The sequence below is a fragment of the Pseudogracilibacillus auburnensis genome (assembly GCF_003201975.1).
Lineage (GTDB): Bacteria > Bacillota > Bacilli > Bacillales > Amphibacillaceae > Pseudogracilibacillus > Pseudogracilibacillus auburnensis.
In genome coordinates this window covers 1-26,983 of record NZ_QJJQ01000026.1, presented here as the reverse complement: position 1 = coordinate 26,983, position 26,983 = coordinate 1, and the positions used below count along the sequence as shown (strand labels likewise).

The window sequence follows — 26,983 nt, the reverse complement described above, 5'->3', positions numbered from 1 at the left end:
CACTTGATACAGTTCATGAACATTCCTTCCATTGTTTTATCGCATCACGCACTCGTAAATCATAGCAACCATTCGTGTTAAATATCCCTTCTTCAAAAACCCATTTCGCGTTCGCGCATTTATGAATATAGCGTCCAGGTTTCCCATCGACATACATTTGTGACGGATGATTGCTGCCAAATAGAGACTGTAATTCATTGACATAATAATTTCCTTCATCATCTTCAAAAATATCTACATTCATTGAACTGAAATTACCAATATCACAAATATGTTTCGTTAAATTTAGTAATGCTTCTGGCGGGTCTGCCCATCCCATCTTACCGCCACCACTATGGAAGCCATCTTGAATCAATTTATGATGACCAAAATAAGAACCTCCAACATTGATCATTCTCCACTCATGTTTTACGTTTAATTTTTCTTGAAAAAGGATGAAATTATATTGCTTATCATCCATCAAAGGGTACGATAATTTATACTTCGTTTTATACCAATTCGTATACCCCCGGTTAAAAAACTTCCATTTCGTAAACACTTGATTCAGAAGACGGAATGCCTCCCTTTTATTTCTTATATAACGTACACCTAAGGCGGAACTGCCAAAGCTCGTTTTAAACACGATTGGATAATCTTCATATGCGTGTAAAAACTCTTTTGCTTCATCCTTATCATAAAAAATCCATGTGTTGGGATGGACAATTTTATGTAGCTTTAACCAATAGTTCATATTTTTCTTATTTTCGTATAGCAATATTTCTTCATATGAAGGATAAATTCGCTTCTTCATCACTTTGTTCAAGAAATATAACCTTTCATCATACATCCGCTTCCAGACATCTTTTTTATAAGATGGACGGACTAAATAAATATCACATGCCGATTTTTCGATATTTTCAATCCAATCATTTGAAATAAAGTTAATTACTTCATAATCGACATCCAAGTCCTTACATGCCTGGATGTATTGTTGTTCATTTTGAAGAAATTCATTTAAAATCCCTATCTTCATTCATTAACACCCCACTGCTTTTTAGAGACATGTATTATTCTTTCATAGTTGCGAATTGCTTTACGCGTAAGTAGAACAAAATTGGTGACAAAAAAACTGAATGCATATGTTATGGCAAGATCAGCTTGTAATCGTCATTACAATTTTTATTCCATTTTTTCCTTATTCATTGTATAAATAATAACTGATAAAACGAGCATGGCATTAAAAACAGCACCTATCACACTATAGGCAGCTATACTTATAACAGATGAGTAGTTGAATGCAACGAGTATCATTGCCAAAACCCTGCAAATAAACAATGTTACTTCATACAACAATAAAATTCTTTGCTTTAAAAGTACTTGAATTACTGCAATGGACGGTTGATTGATAAAACTAAAAAACAACCAGATAACGAGTAAGCTTGAGTACTGTCCAGCCTCATACCAATTTTCTCCTAAAAAGATACAAAATAAAATTGGTGCGAAAAACAATAAAATAATTGAAGGAATGATCGCTGTCAATCCTAAATACAAAGTCATCTTGATTAGCGAATTGCTTAATCGCTTCCCTTCATTATGCAAACTGGAAACCTTCTGAAAAAACACTTGTCGAACCGATTCAGAGACAATACTCGCTGGAAGGCTAATGAGTTTTAAGGCAATCGCATAGTAACCAACTACTGTTGAACCATAAAAAAAACCTAGAATAAAAGGTGCTGCATTTTGTGAAATTGAATTAACTAAAGATTGCGAACAACTAAACAATGGAAAGTCACGGTACCTCTTCATTACATCCATCATACTTCTTCGTTCAAATGAGCGGACAATTTCCATTTTGCTTTCTTTCCATGTCATATACATCAAAAAGCATGATGATATAAACTGTCCTGCCATTTGTCCAATAATCAGCCCAGTTGCACCAAAACGTCCAATACCGCCACTGATTTGCATCGTTGTCACACTAACAGATCTAAGTACTTTAGAAGATGTAATATGACTATATGCTTTATTTCTAGTAGACCAAAACTCGAATGTATTATTTAACCCTACTAATAAGGCACTAATAGGCATAAACCATAACCACTTAATTAAGTCAGTAGCTCCAAATATTTTGGAAATATAAGAACCTGAAATCGATATAATCATTAAAATGAATAGTGCAATGATTGTGGTAATCATCATCGACAAGAGTAATAAATTTGATGCATCACGATCAGATTTTGGAAGCACAATTGCCGTTTCATACTTTAATGTCATCATTACCGTTAAAACACTTAAAATAGATGTATAGTATGCAAACACCCCAAAATCTTCAGGTACATACAACCTCGTTAACAATGGTGCCGAGAGAATGTTCAACACTTGTGCGAATACTGTTCCAGACATCATGATCGTAATATTTTTTATAAATGTATTTTCTTTTATACGACGTCGCACCTTATAATCCCCTACTCATTCATTTGTCGTTTAAGATGAACTTTTATTTAGTTAGATCCGAAGACATAGCTTTTCATATGTACCATTTGCCGTATCAATTTTTTCATAACAAATACCATGCCCTTTATTTCATAGCATTTATACTGCTAACCTTCATTAATTCCGGTAAACGATTCTGCTTTATTTCCCACCTGAGAACGTCTGTACACATATCAACCAACGTTTTTTCCGTCTTCCAATTAAGCTTTTCATTCGCCTTTGTTGGATCTGAATAAGATATTGCTATATCACCTGGCCTTCGTTCCTTAATTTGATATGGTATTTTTCGACCTAAAACTCTCTCAAATGTTTTTATCACTTCCAGAACACTATAGCCATGCCCTGTTCCAAGATTAAATGTTTCCACTTGATCTAAATCATCTATTTTTTTCAATGCTGCAATATGCCCCTTTGCTAAATCATCAACATGAATATAATCACGAATACAAGTACCGTCTTTTGTCTCATAGTCACCTCCAAATACCTTAAAATATTTCAATTCTCCTGTTAATACCTGAAAGATAGCAGCAATTAGACTGTGTTGCTTCCCATTTTGAAACTCACCAATTTTTCCACTCGGATGTGCACCGACAGGATTAAAGTAACGAAATAACAACACTTTCCACTTATGGTTAGAATTTGAGACATCTTTTAATATTTCCTCGATGAATAACTTTGTTTTGCCATATGGATTGATTGCTTTCACAGAAGATTCCTCTGTTAATGGTAATTTTGTTTGTGCACCATAAACAGTTGCTGAAGAACTAAAGACTAAATGATACACCTTAAATTCATCCATCACTTGACATAAATTTAATGTCCCAACAATATTATTAATATAGTATTTTAATGGTTGTCCAACGGATTCCCCAACGGCTTTATAACCAGCAAAGTGGATAACCGACTCTATATGATGCCTCATAAATATCTGTTTCAATGCGGCTTTCTCTAACAAGTCAATGTAGTATGTTTTTACCTGCTTCTTTGTTATTGTTTCGATTTTATTTTTTATCTCTTTTGAACTATTACTTAAATTATCTATAATGACAACGTCATAGCCAGCTTCCAGCAGTTCAATTGTCGTGTGGCTTCCAATAAAACCTAGTCCCCCTGTAACGAGAATACTCATCTTCAACCTCTCCTTGAAAAAATCATCTAGCACCATCGCCAGTTACAACTACCTTCATTGTTTTTAACATTATTTTCATATCTAATAAAGCACTCTTATTTTGAATATAATAGAAGTCCAAGTTCATTTTCTCATCCGGTGAAAGTTCATATCCTCCATTCACCTGTGCCCAGCCAGTAATTCCTGGTTTAACAATTAGCCTTTTAATAAAACCTGGATATTTTTGTTCAAACTTTGCTGTTAGTAGCGGCTGTTCTGGTCTTGGTCCAATGATACTCATCTCACCTTTTAATACATTAAATATTTGAGGTAACTCATCTATCCTCGTCTTTCTAATGAATTTACCTATTCTCGTGATTCGTGGATCATCTTTTTTTGTCCATACTGTTTCATTTGCTTCCTCGTTCATAAACATAGAACGCAATTTTATCACCTTAAAATATTCACCATTCCGTCCAACTCGTTCTTGAAGAAAAAGCACAGGACCAGGTGATTCAATTTTAATCAGAATGGAAAACAGTAATATGACAACGAGCACTTTTGGCAATAATAAAATAGAAATAAATAGATCTATAAACCTTTTGCCAACCATATAATAAGTGTTATGGTGGGCATCTTTTAATTTTGGCATTTCCACTATATATATATATTCTTCATACAAATTCTTTTCATTAGCTTTTATTTGCCGCATTAAACCCTTCCTCCAATCACTTTTCCCCCCTCGTTGATATTTACATGTAGGAATTTTGAAGCTTTGACATTTAAATAGAATCATAGATAGCGAAAGTTAATTACAGGTAAACTTCATAAAATAAATTTTCTAATTGATCAATTTTTACTAATAAAAATCATTTTAAAATCCGGTTCAACCTTATCTTTAACTGTAAATAAATAGCTATAAACCTGTATCTGGTTTAGATTTAAACGCATTCTTTAAATTCGGATAAAACATTTGCAATCGTATTTTTTCCAGTTTTTTTTATTCCATTTATAGAGAGTCAAATTGTACTTTTATCGGATGGTAAAACCTAAGGTTAAGATTACGTTAAAAAAGATTTCACCTACTTACAGCATTTATTTATCATATTTAACAAAATCCCCCTTTAAATTAAATCGTTGATATTTCTAGTGAATAGAGCGCTTATTTACTTATCTGTTTTTCTGCCATCTCACCGGTGATTGGTAATTTGAACATCTCTCCTTGGTACGCTTTCCACATCATAAATATCCATAAAAACAAAACGGCTGGAGCGAGTATTAAGGAAAAAATTAGTCCGATAATTGGAATGAATGCGAGTACAATCCCGAGAACAAATACAGCAATAGATAGAATGATAGATTGGAAAGCGTGAAAACGAATGAAGTGATTCTCTTTTTCTATGAAAAGAAAAACGATACCCGTCATTGCCCAAGCAAGATAACAAAGTGCTCCTGCAAGGTTTTCTTGTAATCCAGAGTGAGTTTTTGCTAAAGTAATTTTTTCTTTGTTATCATACTCCTCAGACACGTCTTTAAATACGGTTTGTTTTTTTGATTTCGGATCTGTCATGTCATTACCTCCTTCGAATTTCCCTTTACCTTTTACGATAACTGTTCAAAGTTAAATCAAGGTTAATATTCAAATATAATATTTTCTAAACCTTCCATTGATTAATAATTTCTAAACATAGAAAAGTTACTATTTTTTTGTGTATGAAATAATTCCAGACACAGACATAAAAAACTCATTTACTAACACGTAAAAAATCCTCTTAACAGATAAGTTTGTTAAGAGGACATTTTTATCACTGCCAATATCTACACTCATCCAAAGATACCTTTTATTAAACGGTATCTTTCTGACGATTTTTGATTGGGAGAGATATGTAAAAGGTACTTCCAACATTCTTTTCACTTTCTGCCCAAACTTTTCCGTGATGTCCTTGAATAATCTCTTTCACAATTGCTAAACCAATACCTGATCCTGTTTGCTTTTTATCAAGCGTAATGGATGGCTGCTGATAAAAACGATCAAAGATAAGTGGAAGCATTTTACGACTAATGCCAATACCATTATCACGCAAACCAATAATAAGACAGTCCTTATCACTACTTAAAGCGGTCGTCATTTTAATGATACCTTCCTCATCAGTAGTATGTTTTACTGCATTAGAAACAATGTTTGTCAAAACTTGATCGATTCGTTCTAGATCAATGGAACAATTAAATTGATTTTCTATCAAATGTACTGGATCTACTATAAATTTTCTGCCGTACGTTTGAACCTCTAAAGCAAGGTTTTGATAAACCCTTTCTAGCCATGAAAATAAGTCATACGTTTGCAAATGTAAACTAGTTCGTCCCGCTTCAAGATACGATAAATCAGTCAAATCATCGATAAGTCGATTTAACACTTTAACTTTGTCATCGACTAATTTATAATAATACTCATCTTCTCCAGTAATAAGCCCGCCATGAAGAGCCTGAATATAACTATGGAGCAGCATAACAGGGGTTCCTAAATCATGTGCTATATTTGCTAAAAGATTACGTTTCGATTCTGCCATTTCGATTAACGATTGATTTTTATCTGACAAGTCTTCATTTGCTAACTCAAGTGCTTTTGTACGTTCCTTTACTTTCGTTTCCAATTTTACATTCAATGTCGTTAATTCATCGTTCATTGATTTTAATTGTGCCAATGTTTTCACACGCGATAATAATTCCTCTTTATCACAAGGTGTGGTTACATAGTCATTTGCTCCAACCTCAAATGCCATTATTTTATCGTGTACTTGACTCTTTGCAGTCAACATTAAGATGGGTAATTCCAATAAGGAGTATGTTTGTCTTAACCGTTCACATACTTCATATCCTGTCATCTTCGGCATCATAATATCAAGAATGACTAAATCAAAGGAATGTTGATTAACTAACTGTAATGCTTCCTCTCCACATGTCGCTTTCATCACATCCATCCCTTCTAACATGAGCTGATTCATGACAACTTGTAAATTTATGAGCTCATCATCAACTACAAGAACTCTAATTGCTTTTTTGTTTAAGTATATATTAGGTTTAGTCAGGACAGGATCAAAGTGGCTAAATGGCTTAAGCGATACTGCAATTTCTTCCTCTGCTTGTCCCTGCAAATGACCTAACTGGAGAGTAAAACTAAATATTGTTCCTTTGCCAACTTCAGACTGGACCGTAATTTCTCCTCCATGAAGGGAGATCAATTTTTTTGCTATACTTAGACCGATTCCTGTCCCAGCAATGGGCTCACTTGTCGCTGAGATCCCTTGTTGAAACGGTTCAAAAATATCTTTTTGATATTCCAATGCAATTCCTTTTCCTGTATCAGAAACATATACTTTAACCAATTCATTATTAACAAGTTCCGCCGTTATGCGGACTTCACCAAAATCAGTATATTTAATTGAATTACCAACTAAGTTGTACATAATCTGTTGTAGTCGGTCAGGATCTGCTAATATAGGTGCTAAATCGGACGAAACGCGGTTGACAAGACGAACTGGTTTATCTTTTAAGAGGGGTTGGCATATCGTAAAGACTACTTGCACCAAGTCAAATAAATTCACTTGCTTAAATTCAATTGCAAGCTTATTATGTTTTAATTTAGAAAAATCAAGAATATCATTCACTAGATGTGATAAGCGTCTGCCACTCATAATGATCATATCAAGCTGTGTACTCATATCGTGGGATAATTTTCCTACCACGCCATCCCTTAATGACTCAGCTATACCAATCATGCCATATAATGGTGTGCGTAATTCATGTGATGTAATGGCTAAAAATTCATCTTTTAGTTCATCCGTCCTTCGCAAGCTCTCGATTGCTAGTTCCTGACTTTCTCGTGCTGTCCTTTCGGCTTTTTCCTTTTCTTTTCTCATTATATTAATTTTATCAGCCAGTGCCAAAGACAATAAAGCAACTTCAATCGTAAGTGCTCCTTGACCAACATATTCTGTAAACATCGAATAAGGAATAACGGCTGCCCGCTCTAAAATAGTAATAAAAGTACCAGACAAAAACACTAACCACCCAATGACAAAAAAACGCGCTTCTCTTACTCCTCTAAACAAGCAAATAAATCCGACTGTCACAACAGCTGTAAATGTGCTAAATGTACTTAAAAACATGATGTTTAGCGAAATAAAATGGTTGATAGGCAAAAATAGTAGTATCATAACGTTCAATCCGATTAAAATAATCGAGACAACTTTAAATAATGGTACGTTTCGTTTTGTATCAAGAAATTCTTTCGTAAACAAAAGAATAAACATACACGCAAGGCTCACCCAAACTGAAACAGAAATGAGATTCCAAGCAGGATAACTAGGCCATAAGTATTTAAAGCCATCACCATTCAGTGCCATATAGCCAATCAATGTGCAACTAATCGCTAGCACATAATATAAATACGATCGAATCCGCAAACTAAAATAAAGAAACAAATTATATAAAATCATAATTGTGATGATGCCATAAAAAAATCCAAATAAAATATGTTCAGTTTGTATTTTCTCAATAAAGGCATCATTTTCCCAAATATTGATCGGAGGATGTAAATCACCCCCACCATATATCAAGATGTAATAGGTCTTTGTTTCATATGGATTGATATCTAAATTAAAGATAAAATGCTTATGGTTAATTTCACGCTCTGCAAAAGGAAAGTCAGCACCAGATGTAACAACCTTGTTTATTCCAGATTCATCTTCTGTGTAAATATGTATTTGGTAAATGAGTGGGAAGGCAAATTCTAAGACCCATTCTTTTTCATTTGATTCATTTCGGAGATCAAATTTTACCCACTTGGCAATTTCAAAAAAACCAATCTTGCTATCAAACGCTTCAGTTGGCACAAACTCTGCATCATATTTACCGGAGGCAACTTCTTCAATACTGAGTTTTTTCTCATTATCTGATAAAATCAGAAACGTTTCATACAAGTCTTTATTTACCGTCTTTTCATCAAGGATAATTAATGTATTATGTTCTAAACTCGTATGTCCTTGAACCGTGTCCCGTATCCATAGGCAGAAGATGAAGATGATCAAAATAGTCATGCACAGTTTTAACGTATTTTTCATCATCTTTTTCCTCCTTCTACTAAATATAACTGCTCTAGTTGATCATTATAAGTACTTTTTTAAGATCTTTTTATTAAATAAGCTGAATTTTCAAGCCAAAAGCTTTTTTTACAGTCCAAATGGATCGTACATTATGCCCTAAAGTAAGCTTCAGATTACATATTTTCTGAAAGCAACAGCTATTTTATTTTTTTGAAAACTCATATAAAATCTCCTTACTATCCATTTCTTTTAGGTAGATAAAGGGTAATACAAGATAGAAAATTGTTCCTTTATCGATTTCACTTTCTACCCAAATTCTACCTTCGTGCGCCTCTACAATTTCTTTTGAAATCGCAAGCCCTAATCCAGTACTATCTCCAAATCTTTTATTCGTTTCTTCCGTTCCTTTGTAGAAGCGCTCGAAAATATACGGTAAATTTTCCTGCGCTATTCCGTGTCCATTGTCTTCTATTGCAAACAATACTTCGTGTTTCGACGAGATAATATGTACGTCGATTGAAATTTTACCTATTTGCACTTCTGTATGGTTAATCGCATTCCATAATATATTTGAAAAAACTTGACCCATACGTTCAATGTCAATTTCACAAACATAATCAGAAAATAGTTCTAAACTATCTGACTTCATATGATACATTCGATCCGCATTTTTTACTTCTAATTCATAAGTTTTATTCATATCGCTTATCCACTCTCTTAACTCGACAATTTGTTTATTAAATCTTAATTGTCCCGCTTCCAACTTAGATAAATCAGCTAAATCATCAATTAAACGATTTAATATTGTTACTTTATCGAAAACTAAACGCAAATAATTTTCATCATTCACTGGAATTAGTCCTTCTCGAACAGCTTGTACATATCCATGAATAACTGTGACTGGTGTACCTAATTCATGTGAAATATTAGCTAACAATTGTTGTCTAGATTGTAAGACGTCTGTTAATGTTCGATTGGATAATTCCAATTTATTTGTTCTTTCCCTCACTTTTTCTTCTAATATGCGATTAAATTGAATAAGTTGCTTATTTAAATGGTGTAATTGTAATAATGTTTTAACACGTGAAAGAAGTTCTTTCCTTTCACATGGTTTTGTTAAATAATCATTTGCTCCAACTTCAAAAGAAGTTAGCTTATCTTGTAATTGGTTTTTCGCAGTTAGCATTAAAATCGGTAATTCCATTAACGAATACTTTTCCCTTAAATGCTTACACACATCGTATCCAGACATTTTAGGCATCATGATATCTAAAATAACAAGATCAACCTCTTCTTCTTGCACTTTTTGTAAAACTTCTTCTCCATTTTGAGCATAAATCACAGAATACCCGTCTAACGTTAATTGATGAACAAGGACTTGTAAATTAACTATTTCGTCATCAGCAATCAAAATAGTAGATGTACGTTCCTCGGAAATAGTTTTATTAACGGTTGGTATTAACGACAACTCCTCGCTTGGTACAACAGGAGCAATCGAGGAGGTTACTTCCTTTTTAGAAGTTATTTCCTCTTCGCTTTTTAAAAGTGTAAAGTAAAAAGTTGTTCCTTGTTTCACCTTGGATTTTACCGTTATTTCTCCACCATGCAATTCTACCAATTGTTTCGTAATGCTTAACCCAATACCTGTTCCACCAACTGCTTGCCCATCGTTAAACTGCGCCTGTTGAAATTGGTCAAAAATATAAGGGACTTCGGCAGGAGAAATTCCTCTTCCTGTATCTGAAATAGATATTTTTACTTGATGATTCTCCTCTTTTGCCGAAATATTGATGTTTCCTTCATCTGTAAATTTAATCGCATTTCCAATGATATTAAATAAAATCTGTTGAACTCTATTTTCATCCGCATGAACGAGAGCAGTAGATGCTTCAATTCGATTATGTATTTTAATTTTTTTACCATTCATCAATGGCGTGCACATCATGATGACTACATCTGCTATTTCTTTCATATTTACTGGAGCAAGTGCGAGAGGCAATTCCTTATTTTTTAATTTGGAAAAATCTAATATATCATTGATTAAATTAAATAATCTCTTTCCACTTAAAACGATAAGAGACAATTGTGCCTGAACATCTTTAGATAATTTTCCAACAGCACCTTCTTGTAAAGTTTCAGCAATTCCGACAATTCCATTTAACGGGGTCCTCAATTCGTGCGAAGTCGTCGCCAAAAATTCATCCTTTAATGTATCAGCCCGTCTTAGACTTTCATTTGCAAGCTTTTGACTTCTATATAATTGCTGAACTGCCTCATTTTTTTCTCGTTGTAATATATTAATTCGATCTGCTAAAGCAAAGGAAAGCAAAACAACTTCAATCATCGCGGCAACTTGGCCGGAATACTTTGTAAAAGTATTCAGTGGAATAAATGCACCATCAGATAAAACAGTTAAAAATACACCACAAAGAAAAATAGCCCAAGCTAGAATAAAAAATCTTGCTTGCCTAAGTCCCCGTTTCCAACTTAAAAGAGCTGACAATAAAATGAGTACAAACATTGCTGTAATGATAACCGAAAGTAGCCTCAAAGCAATATCTACAGCGTACAAAACAAAAAATAATAAAAGAACGTTTAAAACGAATGCAGTTTGAAAGAGAACTTTAAAACGCGGTAAATGTTTCTTAATTTCTAAAAATGTATAAGCAAAAAGCACTGCAAAAACCATTCCCAAAACTAAAAAAAAGACGACCGAAAGTTCATTCCATTTTGGAAAATTTGGCCATAAATATTGATAAGCTACACCTGTGAAAGAGAGGTTTGAAAAAAATGTAGCAAGTATAACAAGAACATAATATAAATAACTCATATGTCGAAGAATGAAAAAAATAAATAAATTATATAGTGCCATCACACCGAGAATCCCATATGTAATTCCCAAAATTAAAATATCAAACTGTCTTGTTTGAATAAAACCACTTTGCTCATAAATATACAATGGCATTTGTAGAGATGTTCTTGACTCAAATCGAATATATAAAGTAATCGTCTCATTTTGTTCTAATTCAAATATTCGTAAAAAATTTGGGTGAAAAAGCTTTCTTTCATTAAATGGGTATTTTGAACCCATTAATATTTTTTCACTTAATCCTGTATCATCATAAATATATAGTTCAATATCATTTAGTGAAGGATAGCCGATTTCAAAAAGAAATTTCTCTGCCTCTGTTTGATTGTTGACGATAAAATAAACCCAATACGCGGATGAAGTATATCCAAAATTCGGAATTCCTCCTCTATTTTTTTGAAATTGACTTGCTCTTGGTTCGCTCAGAACATCATCAATTTTCCATTTTTTCTCTTTATCTTCTAAAATATATAGGTGTTCCTTTATAGGAGTACGGTTCATGTCGGGTAGTAAATAAATTGTTTCTGTGTCAGTATCAGTTGCAAAGATATTCATTGGAACCATTAGTTGAAACAAAAGTAGGATGAATAGTGCTACGATTCCTCTTTTCAACTTTTCCTCCCCCCTTAGTAAACTATTAACAAATAAACTTGTATCCAAACCCCCGAACGGTTTCGATATAATCCAATGATGGCAAATGGTTATTTAATTTTTTGCGTAAATTACTTATATGGACTTTAATTGTTTGTACATCCCCTGCTGATTCGAACCCCCAAATACGATCATATAAACTCTCCGCGCTCCATACATGATTCGGATTTTTTGCTAGAATGATAAGTATTTCCATTTCACGTGTGGATAGTTGAATCTGCTCTCCATTTATATAGCATTCAAAACTCTCTAAATGAATTTCTAATTGATTAAACCGAAGTATATTGTTTTGTTCTATTTTTTTTGTTGCTGAATATCTACGTATATTTGCATTGATCCGTGCTTCTAACTCCACAAAATCAAATGGTTTAGTGATATAATCATCCCCACCAATTTCAAATGATTTAACTTTATCCGTTACACCCCGTCGGCTACTAATAAAAATTATAGGCACATTCATTATCTTTCGAATTTTTTGACACACTTCAAACCCGTCCATTTGAGGCATTTCGATATCCAATAAAATTAAATCAGGCTTTTTATTCTGAACGATACAAAGCGCTTCCTTTCCATCTACAACGGGATACACGATAAATTTTCTATTTTCCAAATAAAGTTGAATTAAACTACGAATGGCTTCCTCATCTTCCACTATTAATATTTTATATCCAGCCATGTAATCACCCCCTTTTCTACTAGGCTTAGTTGAATCATTATCATTTATATTAAATATAATATTTCGGAATATTTTGTTAATATAATCATAGAGATCTTTGGGTATTAAAACAAATTAGTTCCAACTAGTAGTCTACACGTAATAGGTAAAGATCAGGTTAAGTTTTCAGTAAACATTCAAATATTTAACATATGCTGCTATTTTGAGAAGGGAAGCACATGAATTTTGACAGATTATAGGAAAATGAGAACATACTCTATTTCTTGCAAGAAATAGAGTATTACATCATAGATGAAATACGTATTCAAAATATCATCGTTACTCACGGAAAAATGGCATCTGTCAATGGAGAGGCCATATTAAAAATTAAATAACATTACGCTTATTGTATTGTTTCATTTTTTAAAGAGTACTTGTAAAAACTCAAAAAATAAAAGAGAAAACGTTATATATTATTAAATAATACGCTAATAAAACATTTCTTCTTTTTAACTTTTCCTTTTTGCCCATTCAACCAAGATGAACTGCGATTACTTTTTATGCATTCATCAAAGGAATAAGTGTATAGTGAAACAAAAATTGACACAAAATAGGCTTATCAAAAAAATGGAGGTATTTCCTTATGATGATACGCTTTTATTTATTATTATTTATTTCTGTCTTGCTATGCATAAGTAATCTGAATATGACAGTAGCAGCTAACGAAAATGGTGAACCTTCATTTATTAATTCATATGAAGAAGATATTACCGGTGATGGATTACGAGAATATTTTAAGTTACAAGGTACTTTATTATCGAATAAAAGTAACTACTATCGTGATGTGTGGCTAAATATTTCAAGTCCGTTCGCAAAACAATGGAAAATTTCTTTTAACGGTGGATATGACCCAAGTATACAATTAATCGACCTTAATCAGGATAATGTATTTGATTTGTTTTATCAAATTGCAAAAGACGAAAAAAAGCAACAATATGATTATCAATTATACTCATTAAAAAACGGAGACATTCATCAAATACCATTACCAGAACACCATTATATTCAAGGGGAATTTTTACGTGACTTTAAAATAAGCCTACAAATGAATCCGAAGAGTAAACCGATCATGATAGACGTCGCAAATAAAAAAAATAAATATATGAAAGAAAATATTTACGATGAAGATGGGAAATTAATAGAGAAAAAAAGAATCATTATTCATCCTATATCTCATTTGGAACCAGTTTTAATTAGTGAATCAAAAGGGTATGGATTGAAGAGTTCTCAACCCATTTCAGGATTAAATGATAATGACTTATTGGGACGTGTGGAAACACTATGGTACTTTAAAAATGATAAATGGATTATACTAACATCCGATTGGGTTGAATAGGCTTTTTTAAAGCGAATTTCTGAAAGCTGTTTTTTAGTTTACTTAAAAAAATTGCTGCCTGGTTTTTTCGATTCTCTAAAAACTTTTGATTCCGAGTGATAATAATTCGGCGCAACAGCAGGAGTACATTCAGCGCGAAACGACAACAATTCAGCGCGATCACAGGTTCATTCAGCGGAAACAGCTATTATTCGGCGCAACGACAAGTTCATTTAGCGGAAATAGGGATAATTTAGTGTGCCAACGGACTGATTCAAACGATGATGCCGAAATGTTTCCATATTCGTGTTAAGGCATTCAGAATACGATCACATCAACTAAATACACTGACGGATTTCTTTATCTCTTACATAGTGATAATAATCGAATGATCCGCAACAGTAATAAAACACAGTGCAGAGTGATCATTTTAATACTTTTGTATGTATTGCGGTTTTTAAGAAGACCTAATGTATAAAAACAAATTCATTTTCACAATAGTTGGTAGCACGCGGGGTAAAACCGTGGTAGTTTCTTTTCAATAGAAAAAACTGCCGAGGTTTCCCGGCAGCTTAATCATCTAACATGTTAATTTGCGACAATATTCACGAGCTTTCCTGGAACAACGATAACCTTTCGCACCGTCTTTCCTTCAATCCACTGCTTAATTCTTTCATCTTCTAATGCTTCTGTTTCTAAATCGTCTTTGGAAATATCTTTTGCTACTTTCATTTTTGATCTTACTTTCCCCATTACTTGGATAACTACCTCTACCTCATCTTCTACTAATTTAGCTTCATCATAAGTAGGCCAAGCTTCATATGTGATCGTATCTTCATTACCTAAACGATCCCAAAGCTCTTCCCCTATATGTGGTGCTACTGGATAAAGAAGTTTCACAAAACCTTCCATAAACTGTTTTGATATTTTTTCTGCTTTATACCCTTCATTCACAAACACCATCATTTGTGATATCGCTGTATTAAAATGTAAATCATCATAGTCTTTCGTCACTTTTTTAACTGTTTCATGGTAGACACGTTCCATTGTTCCATCATGTTCATCAACGATTTTATCAGATAACTTCCCATCCTCGTTAATGACTAGACGCCATGTACGGTCAAGAAAACGACGTGCTCCATCTAACCCAGTTGTTGACCAAGCAACATCTGCATCAAGTGGTCCCATAAACATTTCATACAAGCGTAATGTATCTGCTCCATGGCTTTGAACAATATCATCAGGATTAACGACATTTCCTTTGGATTTACTCATTTTTTCATTATTTGCTCCAAGAATCATGCCTTGGTTAAATAATTTATTAAATGGTTCTTTTGTTTTCACGACACCAATATCGTATAAAAATTTATGCCAAAAACGAGCATACAATAAATGTAATACAGCGTGTTCTGCACCACCAATATAAATATCAATAGGTAGCCATTTTTCAAGTAATGCTGGATCTGCTAACTTTTCATCATTATCCGGATCAATATATCGTAAATAATACCAACAGCTTCCTGCCCATTGTGGCATTGTATTCGTCTCACGGCGACCTTTCATACCTGTTTTAGGGTCTACCACATTGATCCACTCACTATTTGCTAGCGGTGATTCTCCTGTTCCAGAAGGTTTAATTTCCGTCATAGTTGGTAACTCAAGTGGTAACTCTTCTTCTGGTACAGTCGTCATCGTTCCGTCTTCCCAATGAATAACTGGAATCGGCTCACCCCAGTAACGCTGTCTAGAAAATAACCAATCACGTAAACGATACGTTATTTGTTTTTTTCCTTTGCCGTTTTCTTCAAGCCAGTGAATCATTTTTGTTATCGCATCTTCTTTATTTAATCCATTTAGAAATGCTGAATTAACATGCTCACCATCACCGATGTATGCTTCTTTCGAAATGTCTCCACCTGCAACGACCTCTACAATTGGTAGACCAAATTTCGTTGCAAATTCATAGTCACGCTCATCATGCGCTGGAACTGCCATAATCGCACCAGTTCCATATGTCATTAATACGTAATCAGAAATCCAAATTGGTACTTTTTGATTATTTGCCGGATTAATCGCATAAGCTCCAGTAAATACACCTGTTTTTTCCTTCGATACATCTGTACGTTCAATTTCTGATTTATTTGTGACTTCTTCTAAATAAATCTCAACATCACTACGTTGTTCATCTGTAACAATCTCTTTTACATATGGATGTTCGGGAGCCAAAACTGCATATGTTGCTCCAAATAAAGTATCTGGTCTAGTCGTAAACACTTCAAATTCTAGTTCATGGCCGGCTACCGCAAAAGTAACATCTGCACCTTCCGAGCGTCCAATCCAATTTCGTTGCATATCTTTAATACTTTCAGGCCAGTCAAGCTCTTCTAAATCCTCTAATAAACGATCCGCATATTTTGTGATTTTTAAGACCCATTGTTTCATCGGTTTTTTGACAACTGGATGACTCCCACGTTCACTTTTTCCATCAATCACTTCTTCATTTGCAAGAACTGTTCCGAGAGCAGGACACCAATTTACTTCGATCTCATCCATATAGGCGAGACCTTTTTCATATAATTTAGTAAAAATCCATTGTGTCCACTTATAATAAGATGGGTCAGTCGTATTGATTTCACGATCCCAATCATAAGAAAAGCCTAATTCTTGAATTTGCCGTTTAAATGTAGCGATATTTTTATCTGTAAATGCAGCTGGACTATTTCCTGTATCTAACGCATATTGCTCGGCCGGAAGCCCAAACGCATCCCAGCCCATCGGATGTAATACTTCATACCCTTGCATCCGCTTCACTCTAGAAATAATGTCTGTTGCAGTGTACCCTTCTGGATGCCCAACATGAAGTCCAGACCCTGACGGATATGGAAACATATCAAGTGCGTACATTTTTTTCTTTGTTGAATTCGTGTTTGTTTTAAATGTTTTGTTTTCTAACCAGTAATGTTGCCACTTACGCTCAATTTTTTCATGGTTATAACTCACAAAGAGTGCCTCCCTCTAGTAAAAATCATTTCAATGTATTATGTAGTTCATTTTTAAATCTGTTAAAGGATTTATTCTTTCTTAGCTGCCGACGCAGAAATTCGATGCGTCATTTTTTTTTACTTTTTGAACATCTTCTTAAATGTAAAAAAGCTACTCATTAAAAATAGATAGGAATGAGGAGCTAGCCTTTTAAATTTCGCGTTCTTCCATCTATAAAAAAATTTAAACTAACTACTCGAATTGTAGTGAATCAGACAGGCTTTGTCAAGATTCGTGCTACTTTTCACTGTAATTACTCATTTAATTAATTTTTGCCTTAGAACATGCTAAGCTAATTGTAAACTATTATATTCAAATAGAAAGTTGGGGTTCATCATTATGTTAAAAGGCATCATACCTTATGCACATTATTTACTAAAACAAACGATTCAGCCAGGCGATTACGTTGTTGATGCAACTTGTGGCAATGGAAATGATACGCTTCTTTTAGCTAATCTAGTTGGAGAATCAGGTCATGTTTATTCATTTGATATTCAAAACCAAGCAATAGAAACAACAAAAGCACTGCTAAAAGCAAATGATCTTCATCATGTTACTTATATTCATGATAGCCATGCTAGGGTTGACCAATACATCCCAATTGATTTACACGGTAAAATTAGCGGCGCAATTTTTAATTTAGGCTATTTACCACGCAGTGATAAACAAGTAATTACAAAAGGCGATTCCACTATCGCGGCGATCAATGCTCTATTAACTTATTTAAAAAAAGGTGCACTTATTGTCGTTGTTATTTACTTTGGTCATGAAGGTGGAATGGACGAAAAAGATGCAGTCCTTCAATATGCACAACAATTAGATCAAAAATTATATGCAGTTTTACAGTATCAATTTATTAATCAAAAAAACAACCCGCCTTTTATCGTTGCGATTGAAAAAAAGTAAGCTTCCAACCTTCCATTTCATCGCTTATATGCTATGATAATATAGAATTTAGTTTTTTAACAATCGGAGGAAAATGATGATACACCATTACAAAAATATCGAACCCAACATTCACGAATCCGTTTTTATTGCAAAAAATGCGACGGTTATCGGTGACGTGACAATAGATGAAGAGGCAAGCATTTGGTTTAAAACCGTTATTCGTGGCGATGTCGCACCAACTCGAATTGGAAAACGCGTAAATATACAAGATCTATCATGTGTGCACCAAAGTCCAGATTTACCTGTAATCGTGGAAGATGACGTGACAATTGGTCATCAAGTAACATTACATAGTTGTATCATCCGCAAAAATGCTTTAATTGGCATGGGATCAATTCTTCTAGACGGTGCTGAAATTGGAGAAAATGCGTTTATTGGTGCTGGTAGTTTAGTTTCTCCAGGAACAAAAATTCCACCAAACACATTAGCATTTGGTCGTCCAGCGAAGGTTGTTCGTGAACTTACTGAAAAAGATTTAGAAGAAATGGCTCGAGTTCGTAAGTCTTATGTGGACAAACGAGATTACTATAAAAAACATACTGATTTAGGGTTAGATTTCTAAAAGATTGCTACTCTCTTTCATAATCTAATCATGGAGTGATTTTTATGATTATTAGTTTGTTTTTTGTTTCCGTCTTATTAGCATCCTTTTTTTTACTACGAAGTGTTAAAAAGAAAAAAAGACAAGATATAACTTTGTCTATCCTCTTATCCTTGGCAAGCATTGCGTTTTTAGGTTTATATATTCACAAAAACCATACGATTATTGTACACGCAACGACATCGATTTTTACAAAAGGGGAAGAACTCAAAAAAGAAGAAATTTTACAACAGCAAACATCCAACTTTATTCTGAATGAACCAAATATTTTAAGGGATGAAATCCAATTAGAGGCACCATTGATTAAACAATTACCAGAGTTACCTCGAGGTTGTGAACTAGTATCACTCGGGATGTTATTAGCTTTTAATGATATTCATGTCGATAAACTTGAGCTTGCTGATAATGTAAAACGAAATCCTGCAGTGTTTGAAAGAAGAGATGGGAAAACTTATTTCGGCAATCCGAATAATGGTTTTGTTGGTGATATGCTTGCACTAAACACACCGGGACTTGGAGTTTACCATAAGCCTATAGCAGAACTAGCGGAGCAATATGCTGAAGATTTAACTATCTATGACTTCACAGGGGAGGACTTTTCAGAAGTGAAAGAACAATTAAGTATGGGAAGACCTGTTTGGGTGATAATAAATTCTCATTATAGCAAATTACCAGAAAGTGAATTTATCACTTGGCATACGGAAGATGGGCCGATTGACATAACGTACCGGGAACATTCGGTACTTATCACTGGTTATGATGAGGAAAATATTTATTTTAATGACCCATTAGATTATCAAGATAGTGCATCGAAAGAAAATTTTATCGAAGCATGGGTACAAATGGGAAAGCAGGCAATTACTATTTACTAGTAACTTTGCCTGCTTTTTTATGACACATAATTCTTTAATAATGTTCGTAAATGTTCTACTTTATCCGTTTTTTCCCAAGGTAAGCTTACATCACTTCTGCCAAAATGACCATAAGCGGCAATTTGACGATAAATTGGTTTTCTTAAGTCTAACATATTAATAATTCCAGCTGGGCTCAAATCAAAAATCTCCCGAATGACCTCAACGAGCCTGTCCTCCGCTACTTTTCCTGTTTCAAACGTATTGACAGCGATGGAAACCGGCTGTGCAACTCCAATCGCATAAGCTAATTGCACTTCACATTTTTCCGCTAAATGAGCAGCGACAATATTTTTGGCGACATATCGAGCAGCATAAGCGGCGGAACGATCTACTTTAGTTGCGTCTTTCCCACTAAAAGCTCCCCCACCATGTCGTGCATAGCCACCATACGTATCAACTATTATTTTTCTACCTGTTAAACCAGCATCGCCTTGTGGTCCACCAATTACAAAGCGGCCAGAGGGATTGATAAAATAATTGGTGTTGTCATCAAGTAAAAAACTTGGTACAATTGGTCGAATAACATGTTCCATCATGTCTTTTTCAATTTTTTCAAGTGTAATATCTTGATGATGCTGTGTTGAAATGACAACTGTATCGACACGAATGGGCTGATCGTTCTCATCATATTCGATCGTGACTTGTGTTTTTCCGTCTGGTCTCAAATAATCAAGTACCCCTTCTCTACGTACGTCTGCTAGTCTTTTTGCTAATCGGTGTGCTAAAAAGATCGGTAGTGGCATTAAATCCTCTGTTTCATCACAAGCATATCCGAACATTAAGCCTTGATCACCAGCACCAATTGCTTCTTCTACTTTTTGATGGTTCTTTCCATTTCTCGCTTCGAACGCTGTATCAACCCCACTTGCAATGTCAGGGGATTGTTCATCAATTGCGGTTAAAACTGCACAAGTTTCCGCATCAAATCCATATTTCGCTCGTGTATACCCAATTTCTTTAATCGTTCTTCTCACAATTGCAGGAATATCAACATAAACTGACGTAGTGATTTCTCCTGCGACTAATACGAGCCCAGTCGTTACAGTTGTCTCACATGCAACACGTGCATAAGGATCATTTTTTAAAATTTCATCTAAAATAGCATCTGAAATTTGGTCACACATTTTATCCGGATGACCTTCTGTTACTGATTCAGATGTAAATAAACGACGATTTTTACCCATTTAAATAAAGCCTCCTTAAAATAGTACACGGAGCTCTTGTTATCAGAGATATAAGGAAGACTCGGTTTAATTTAGTGACACTTTTAAACCATAGTCACGATGAATGTAAGGCATCAAAATATCCTTTTCTATCAACATTCATTCTGCATTAATTCACATATTCCTTCTAGAAAACAAAAAATCCTTTCCATTTTTTCATGAGGAAAGGATACTTGCCTTTCACTCTTATTGTTCAAGGAAAATCCTTGCATCAGGTTAGCACCTTTTCACCTAAGTGATGGTTGCTGGGCTTCCTCGGGTCTGTCCCTCCACCAACTCCGAATAAGAGAGTCCGTATTTTTTAATTATCATCACATTTCATATCATCAGGGTTTATAACCATTAAAACTACTTTCAGATATTCAAGTTAAAAGCAAAACGCGAGTCCATATACTCACTTTACGAAGTAGTTTATCCTAAATGAATGTAGATGTCAAATCTAAAAGCTTCTACTATAGATTAAATTTACATTTTTATGTTTGTGCTTTTTTGAGAAGAGAATCCGTGTATCCCTTCAAAGTCTTCCATTAATGTTCTCTGTTTGTCACTTTAAAGTTGTATCTTATTTTCTTTTTGTTCATTTATGCATAGCCGATATTTTTAAAGTATCATCGATAGTAAAATGATCATGATCGAAACAGGGATAAGAACATTAATAACAGGTTTTAAAGTTGCTGAAACTTTTAAACCTACCGCGCCTATATTAAGATCTTTTCGATAGTTTTCAAATTTCCAGACAAAAACAATATAAAGAGATAACATTAATCCACTAATAGTAAGTAAAATATTTCCAGAAATATAGTCAATGATTCCAAAGATATCCATTCCAAACATTTGGATATGAGACCATGGGCCTTGTGAAAGTATCGAAGGAATAGAAAATAAAACCATTATACTAAGTGTAAGCATAACACTCGTGGTTCTCTTTAAACCAGTTAAATCTGCTAAATTTGCCACTATTGTTTCTACAAGCCCTACACCGGTTGTTAATGCTGCAATGGTAAACAAGAAGAAAAATAATAAACCAATGAAAATGCCTCCTGGCAATAAATCGATCATATTAGGGATGGTGACAAATAATAATCCTGTTCCTGAATTTGGGGCAATATTAAAGGCAAATAGCGCGGGAAAAATAACAAGACCTGCAATAAAAGCAATTAACGTGTCAAGTATAACAACCCAAGCACCATCAGAAACTAAGTTGGACGTTTTCGGTTTTAAATAACTACCATATGTAAAGGCGGCAGCAAAGCCAATTCCAACCGAAAAAAATGCTTGACCTAATGCCTCAAGAAATGTACTGGGTGTAATCACGGAAAAATCAGGTTTTAAATACCAGACGACACCTTCCAATGCACCTGGTAAAGACAACGAATAGATTGCTAAAACAACCAGCAACAGAAATAGAACAGGCATGAAAAATCTAGAAAAACGTTCAATTCCATTCCTAACTCCTTTTGCTACAACAAAACCAATAATGATGACTGGAATTAAAGAATATCCAAATACTTGAGTAGGATTTGTGACTAAATGATCAAAAGTAGCTACAACTTGTTCTGTTGTCGCATCTTTGAATGCTCCCGATGCAACTTGAACTATATAGAAAAAAATCCATCCCATAATCATGATATAATAAGACATAATAAGCCCAGATGCTACTAATCCAAGCCATGCAATCAATACCCAAGGACTTCCCTTTTTCGTTAGTTTTCTGAATCCCATTACTGCGCTTGTTTGTACTTTTCGCCCTAATCCTGCTTCAGCATAAAACAAAGGAATACCAATTAATAGTACAATAAGCACATAGATGAGTAAAAATGCACCACCTCCATTATTACCAGCGACATAAGGAAACCTCCAAATGTTTCCAAGTCCGATAGCAAATCCAGCAGATGCTAAAATAAAACCTAGCCTACCTCTCCAGTTCTCCCTATACGAGCCTTTTTCATTATTTTTCAACGTTACCCTCCTCTCCTCGTATAGTGAATGATCCTTTACTAAAATATCCCTTAAAAAATGATTCACTTTGTCAAAAACACGATTCTTTTATTTTAAGTGATCCTTGCTTTCGAATACTCAAAAAAATTTCATTTCATTTCCATGTATGCAATTTCAACCTCTCGCACGATCGGACTCAATCCCCTTCCTCTCGAATCCTCACTTAATAGTGAATGAAGTAATTTATCGAGATTCCCAGTATCCGTTTCTTCTTATTTAATTGCTATTTGAAAAAAGGCATGAACAATACTTTTTTGGCAGATAAGAAAGTATATTTTCTTGACTCGCATAAGTGCAACGAAGGATTTCCATAAAGGCTTGATCAATAAGTGAATATTCATTTATATACATACAACAATACCTAGTCACCGCCTTGACGGCTTGCCAGTAGGTGTGTTTTTTCGTCGTTCAAGTTTTTTAATAGTCTAACATATCTTAGTTGTTCGTGAATATAGGCATTTTGCCTAGATTTTTTCACCAGTCATTTACTTTTTTAAGGTTAAAGTATATAATATTTTAAAAATTGGAATAGTGAAGGTGTGGATTGCTAATGAATGAATTAGTACATATTGCACAAAATGTGGTGAAAGCGGTTTCGAAGGGATTGCCTTTTTCGATTAGTTTAAGTGATGAATATGGTTATATAATTGGAGCAACCGACCCAGAAAGAATTGGTACGTACCATCCCGTTTCCAAAAAAGTCCTTGAACATAAAGACTATATTTCTTTTGATGAATCAGATGTAGTAGAATTTGAAAATGTCTTACCAGGAATTGCTGTACCATTAAATTTTAATCACAAAACAATTGGAGTCTTAGGAATTATCGGTCCTCCAGACAAAGTAAAACCCCATGCAGAGCTAACAAAGCGTTATGTTGAACTATTATGGCAAGATGCTTTTTATCGTCAAATTGCAGATTTAGAAAATAAGATGATTGAGACGAATCTTCAATATATTTTACAAAACGAGACGATCAATGAATCACAATTCAAACAATGTTGCAAAACACTCCGTTTAAACAAAGAAATGATGTCTTTTTGTATCGTAATTGACTTAGATAATTTTTTATTGCAAGAATTTGACGACAAAATATACCCTCTCACAGCTATTAACGTGAAAGAATTAATAATGAGAGACGTCCATCTCAACTTCAGTAATAATGACACAAGTATAATCAGTTTTCTAAATACTGAAAAAATAGTTATCATACAATCTGTTACCAATATAGAGGAATACACTTCATACATGAAGCTTTTCAAAGAAAACGGAAAAAAATTACTCCAATGTTTTCAAAGATATCAAATGAATTCTATTTATATTTCTGCTGGAAAACTAACTTCTTCCATTCGGACAATAAATCAATCCTACAAAGAAGCAAATCATTTAATTCAGCACCATAAGAATATCAATAGCGCACAACATATTTTGAGTTACTATGACTGGGAAATCGTTACAGATTTATTACCTTATACCATTGAAAGTAATTTTAAAGAAAAAATTATTTTTCGAATGGACGAATGGATGAATGATAAAAATTTTGGTGAATTAAAAGCAAGTTTTATAGCATATTGTGAAAATGGCATGAACATTAGTGAAGCTGCAAAATCACTATTTATACACCGCAACACTCTCATATATCGCTTAAAAAAACTAGAAGACACCCTTTCCATACAAACTAGAAAATTTCAACATTGTATGTTGCTTTATCTCATTTTAAAAAACGATGGTGAATCAAGCTCTTATTTGTACAAATTGAACAATTTGCCTCACAATGCTTGTGATCATTGATGGCGCATTCAATTTATTAATGATAGGCTTTTTTCCATTTATTCATTCTGTCTATTTTTGTGCATAGTAACCATAGATTATGCAATAAAATTAAGATAAGGTTAGCTGAAACAATCATTGTAAAGGGTGACATCGATGGCTAAAAAAAGTGCAGATATCATTATTGTCGGAGGCGGAGTCATTGGATCAAGTATCGCTTATCATTTACTCAATGACGAATTTGACGGCGAAATTATTGTGTTTGAGAAAGATCAAATGTATGAATATTCTTCCACTCCAAGAAGTGCTGGTGGAATTAGACAATTATTTACGACAGACGTCAATATCCAAATCGGAAAATATGGTGTTCAAAAGTATTTAGCCTTTCCAGAAGAGATGGCAGTAGATGATCAGCTCGCGGAAATAGACTTTCAACAACATGGTTATTTATTTTTGAGTAGTGATGATACAGGGTTAAAACGCCTGGAAAAGTTAGCAAAATTACAACAAAAATATGATGTTAATTCCGAAGTAGTATCAAAAAATGATTTATTACAGATTATTCCAGAACTTAATGTGCAAGATATTAGCGGAGGGTTATATTCTAATGAAGACGGATACCTGGATCCTTATTCTGTTATGCAAGGATATGCAAAGAAGGCGAAGTCTTTAGGCGCAACGTACATGTATGAAGAAGTGCAAGAAGTAGTAAAAGAAAACCAAAATGTAATCGGTATTAAATTAGTAAATGGGGATATGTATCATTCTTCTATCATCATCAATTGTGCAGGTCCATGGGCCCCTGCTCTAAGTGAAACAGTTGGATTACCAATCCCTGTCGTTCCACTGAAAAGACAAATTATCCAGTTTAATTATGCTGTACCATTAAAAAAGAGATTACCACTAACAGTTGACCCAACCGGAGTATATTTTCGGCATGAAGGAAATTCAGTCATCTCAGGATATTCGGAAGATGTTCGCCCTGGAATTGATTTTAGGTGGAGAAGATCTTTTTTTATGGAATATCTATGGCCAACTTTAGCAAATCGAATCCCTAATTTTGAAAGAGCTAAAATTCAAAGTGGTTGGGCAGGAATATATAGTCATAATACAGAAGACCAAAACGCTATTATTGGAGAACATCCAGAGTTACATGGCTATTATTTAGCAGTTGGTTTTAGTGGTCACGGTATGCAACAAGCGCCAGCAGTAGGAAAGGCCTTGTCTGAATTGATTAGAACTGGTAAATATGCAACGATCGATTTTACTCCGTTAAGGTTTGAACGATTTGCTGAGGGTAAGTTAGTAATTGAAGAAGCAATTATATGATATGAAGGTTAATTTTTCGAAATTGTTCATAGGGTTTACTGATTAAAAAGAAATCCCATCTACATCAGCAGTTTGTACCCATTTTTCTCGATATAAAGTACAAGGGTTTTGAATGTTTTACCAAAAAACTTTGCATATGTAATGAACTACTCTAGTTGTCCGGAGCGATAGTGACTGACTCCAGCGGGAAAAGCGAATAGTCTTCGATGGGACAAACATTAGCGGAGTCCCATCGAAAAGCTTTGTCGCAACACCCGCACTAGCATGTCCTGAGCATCGGAGGCTGAAGCCGTGCCTGTGGAAAGCATGTCACATTTCGCTAAAAGACAACGATAGGAAGAAACGCAATTTAGTTGTTCAGCAGACCCTAATTATATGGTAGTAGTTAGAACTGATATAATAGAACATACCACTATACTTATTTCACAACTTTAAAACAAATAAATCTATTATTCCAATTTAAGAATAATGCTTATACTAATCCTTTTAACAGCGAGTAAAAGGCCTCTTTTTGAAATGTATTTGCCAAATAAGCATACATTTAGAGAGTGCTTTTTTTCGTGAGAAGTATAAAGATGAATTATATTTTTATCATTTGTTAAATAATGACACTAGGAGTCAATTTCATAAATAGCATAAGAAGTGATTTGTCCGAACCAAACACTTACTTTATGTAAAATGTCCAGAACACCCGCGATTTCAATCGTGGGATGAATGGACGCCTGGGAGCTATAAATCTAATCTCACATCCATTTGCAAACACACGTTCCACAAAGTATAATGAAAGTATAAAAACGAGGTGGAACATATGTTGAAACTTAAAGCCTATCAATTTCGGATCTATCCCAATAAAAACCAAGAAAAACTAATTGCTAAAACAATTGGTTGTGCAAGATTTGTGTATAATCATTTCCTTCATCGATGGAAT

Annotated in this window: 18 protein-coding genes and 1 riboswitch; of the genes, 7 read left to right on the top strand and 11 right to left on the bottom strand. The window is 34.1% G+C overall.

The genetic code is table 11. The features are described from left to right. Positions 1-13: 13 nt before the first annotated feature. From DFR56_RS21760 to DFR56_RS21725, 8 genes are all read right to left on the bottom strand, one after another. Positions 14-1,012, bottom strand: a complete 999-nt coding sequence (locus tag DFR56_RS21760) for an ATP-grasp domain-containing protein (protein ID WP_110397566.1) — start codon at positions 1,010-1,012, stop codon at positions 14-16. Positions 1,013-1,158: 146 nt separating this feature from the next. Beyond that, complete coding sequence (locus DFR56_RS21755; protein ID WP_110397565.1) at positions 1,159-2,433, bottom strand: lipopolysaccharide biosynthesis protein; 1,275 nt, start codon at positions 2,431-2,433, stop codon at positions 1,159-1,161. Positions 2,434-2,557: 124 nt separating this feature from the next. Then, on the bottom strand, positions 2,558-3,601 hold the full coding sequence (gene galE / locus DFR56_RS21750) for a UDP-glucose 4-epimerase GalE (protein WP_110397564.1): 1,044 nt from the start codon (positions 3,599-3,601) through the stop codon (positions 2,558-2,560). A gap of 22 nt (positions 3,602-3,623) precedes the next feature. Beyond that, positions 3,624-4,292 carry a sugar transferase gene (locus tag DFR56_RS21745; RefSeq protein ID WP_110397563.1) on the bottom strand — a complete coding sequence of 223 codons (669 nt, stop codon included), beginning with the start codon at positions 4,290-4,292 and terminating at the stop codon, positions 3,624-3,626. A 450-nt stretch (positions 4,293-4,742) separates the two neighbouring features. Then, complete coding sequence (locus DFR56_RS21740; RefSeq protein ID WP_158525765.1) at positions 4,743-5,150, bottom strand: DUF4870 domain-containing protein; 408 nt, start codon at positions 5,148-5,150, stop codon at positions 4,743-4,745. A gap of 274 nt (positions 5,151-5,424) precedes the next feature. Continuing rightward, positions 5,425-8,703: an ATP-binding protein gene (locus tag DFR56_RS21735; protein WP_110397562.1), complete on the bottom strand. Its 3,279-nt coding sequence runs from the start codon at positions 8,701-8,703 to the stop codon at positions 5,425-5,427. A 181-nt stretch (positions 8,704-8,884) separates the two neighbouring features. After that, positions 8,885-12,163, bottom strand: coding sequence for an ATP-binding protein (locus DFR56_RS21730; protein WP_110397561.1), 3,279 nt, complete (start codon positions 12,161-12,163; stop codon positions 8,885-8,887). Between the two features lie 25 nt (positions 12,164-12,188). Continuing rightward, the gene (locus DFR56_RS21725) at positions 12,189-12,878 is read right to left on the bottom strand and encodes a response regulator transcription factor (protein WP_110397560.1); all 690 of its coding nucleotides are present in this window, start codon (positions 12,876-12,878) and stop codon (positions 12,189-12,191) included. A gap of 622 nt (positions 12,879-13,500) precedes the next feature. Here DFR56_RS21725 and DFR56_RS21720 point away from each other — a divergent pair. Then, positions 13,501-14,253, top strand: coding sequence for a VCBS repeat-containing protein (locus DFR56_RS21720; RefSeq protein WP_110397559.1), 753 nt, complete (start codon positions 13,501-13,503; stop codon positions 14,251-14,253). A gap of 567 nt (positions 14,254-14,820) precedes the next feature. On the opposite strand, the gene leuS is transcribed toward DFR56_RS21720, so the two are convergent. After that, on the bottom strand, positions 14,821-17,232 hold the full coding sequence (gene leuS / locus DFR56_RS21715; RefSeq protein ID WP_110397558.1) for a leucine--tRNA ligase: 2,412 nt from the start codon (positions 17,230-17,232) through the stop codon (positions 14,821-14,823). A gap of 381 nt (positions 17,233-17,613) precedes the next feature. Between leuS and mnmM the strand changes: the two genes are divergently transcribed. The 3 genes from mnmM to DFR56_RS21700 all read left to right on the top strand — a co-directional run bounded on the left by mnmM (position 17,614) and on the right by DFR56_RS21700 (position 19,695). Continuing rightward, positions 17,614-18,180 carry a tRNA 5-(aminomethyl)-2-thiouridylate-methyltransferase MnmM gene (gene mnmM, locus DFR56_RS21710; protein ID WP_110397557.1) on the top strand — a complete coding sequence of 189 codons (567 nt, stop codon included), beginning with the start codon at positions 17,614-17,616 and terminating at the stop codon, positions 18,178-18,180. 73 nt (positions 18,181-18,253) lie between these two features. Continuing rightward, complete coding sequence (locus tag DFR56_RS21705) at positions 18,254-18,784, top strand: gamma carbonic anhydrase (RefSeq protein ID WP_110397556.1); 531 nt, start codon at positions 18,254-18,256, stop codon at positions 18,782-18,784. 44 nt (positions 18,785-18,828) lie between these two features. Beyond that, positions 18,829-19,695, top strand: coding sequence for a C39 family peptidase (locus tag DFR56_RS21700; protein ID WP_244916611.1), 867 nt, complete (start codon positions 18,829-18,831; stop codon positions 19,693-19,695). 17 nt (positions 19,696-19,712) lie between these two features. Here the strand turns inward: DFR56_RS21700 and metK are convergent, their stop codons facing one another. Both metK and DFR56_RS21690 read right to left on the bottom strand, forming a co-directional pair. Then, complete coding sequence (gene metK, locus DFR56_RS21695; protein WP_110397555.1) at positions 19,713-20,921, bottom strand: methionine adenosyltransferase; 1,209 nt, start codon at positions 20,919-20,921, stop codon at positions 19,713-19,715. A 222-nt stretch (positions 20,922-21,143) separates the two neighbouring features. After that, positions 21,144-21,249, bottom strand: a riboswitch (SAM riboswitch). A 311-nt stretch (positions 21,250-21,560) separates the two neighbouring features. Continuing rightward, positions 21,561-22,919 (bottom strand): sodium-dependent transporter, encoded by a 1,359-nt coding sequence (locus tag DFR56_RS21690; protein WP_110397554.1) that lies wholly within the window; start codon positions 22,917-22,919, stop codon positions 21,561-21,563. Positions 22,920-23,508: 589 nt separating this feature from the next. On the opposite strand from DFR56_RS21690, the gene DFR56_RS21685 reads away from it, so the two are divergent. The 3 genes from DFR56_RS21685 to DFR56_RS21675 form a co-directional block, all read left to right on the top strand. Further along, positions 23,509-24,747 carry a CdaR family transcriptional regulator gene (locus DFR56_RS21685; RefSeq protein WP_110397553.1) on the top strand — a complete coding sequence of 413 codons (1,239 nt, stop codon included), beginning with the start codon at positions 23,509-23,511 and terminating at the stop codon, positions 24,745-24,747. Between the two features lie 135 nt (positions 24,748-24,882). After that, the gene (locus DFR56_RS21680) at positions 24,883-26,055 is read left to right on the top strand and encodes an NAD(P)/FAD-dependent oxidoreductase (RefSeq protein WP_110397552.1); all 1,173 of its coding nucleotides are present in this window, start codon (positions 24,883-24,885) and stop codon (positions 26,053-26,055) included. A gap of 808 nt (positions 26,056-26,863) precedes the next feature. Continuing rightward, on the top strand, positions 26,864-26,983 hold a 120-nt coding region (locus DFR56_RS21675; protein WP_158525763.1), incomplete at its 3' end, for a helix-turn-helix domain-containing protein.

Coding starts and splice junctions, on each gene's coding strand:
- DFR56_RS21760 (WP_110397566.1), bottom strand. CDS start 1,012: ATGAAGATAGGGATTTTAAATGAATTTCTTCAAAATGAACAACAATAC.
- DFR56_RS21745 (WP_110397563.1), bottom strand. CDS start 4,292: ATGCGGCAAATAAAAGCTAATGAAAAGAATTTGTATGAAGAATATATA.
- DFR56_RS21725 (WP_110397560.1), bottom strand. CDS start 12,878: ATGGCTGGATATAAAATATTAATAGTGGAAGATGAGGAAGCCATTCGT.
- metK (WP_110397555.1), bottom strand. CDS start 20,921: ATGGGTAAAAATCGTCGTTTATTTACATCTGAATCAGTAACAGAAGGT.
- galE (WP_110397564.1), bottom strand. CDS start 3,601: ATGAGTATTCTCGTTACAGGGGGACTAGGTTTTATTGGAAGCCACACG.
- DFR56_RS21740 (WP_158525765.1), bottom strand. CDS start 5,150: ATGACAGATCCGAAATCAAAAAAACAAACCGTATTTAAAGACGTGTCT.
- DFR56_RS21685 (WP_110397553.1), top strand. CDS start 23,509: ATGAATGAATTAGTACATATTGCACAAAATGTGGTGAAAGCGGTTTCG.
- DFR56_RS21720 (WP_110397559.1), top strand. CDS start 13,501: ATGATGATACGCTTTTATTTATTATTATTTATTTCTGTCTTGCTATGC.
- DFR56_RS21700 (WP_244916611.1), top strand. CDS start 18,829: ATGATTATTAGTTTGTTTTTTGTTTCCGTCTTATTAGCATCCTTTTTT.
- DFR56_RS21705 (WP_110397556.1), top strand. CDS start 18,254: ATGATGATACACCATTACAAAAATATCGAACCCAACATTCACGAATCC.
- mnmM (WP_110397557.1), top strand. CDS start 17,614: ATGTTAAAAGGCATCATACCTTATGCACATTATTTACTAAAACAAACG.
- DFR56_RS21680 (WP_110397552.1), top strand. CDS start 24,883: ATGGCTAAAAAAAGTGCAGATATCATTATTGTCGGAGGCGGAGTCATT.
- DFR56_RS21735 (WP_110397562.1), bottom strand. CDS start 8,703: ATGATGAAAAATACGTTAAAACTGTGCATGACTATTTTGATCATCTTC.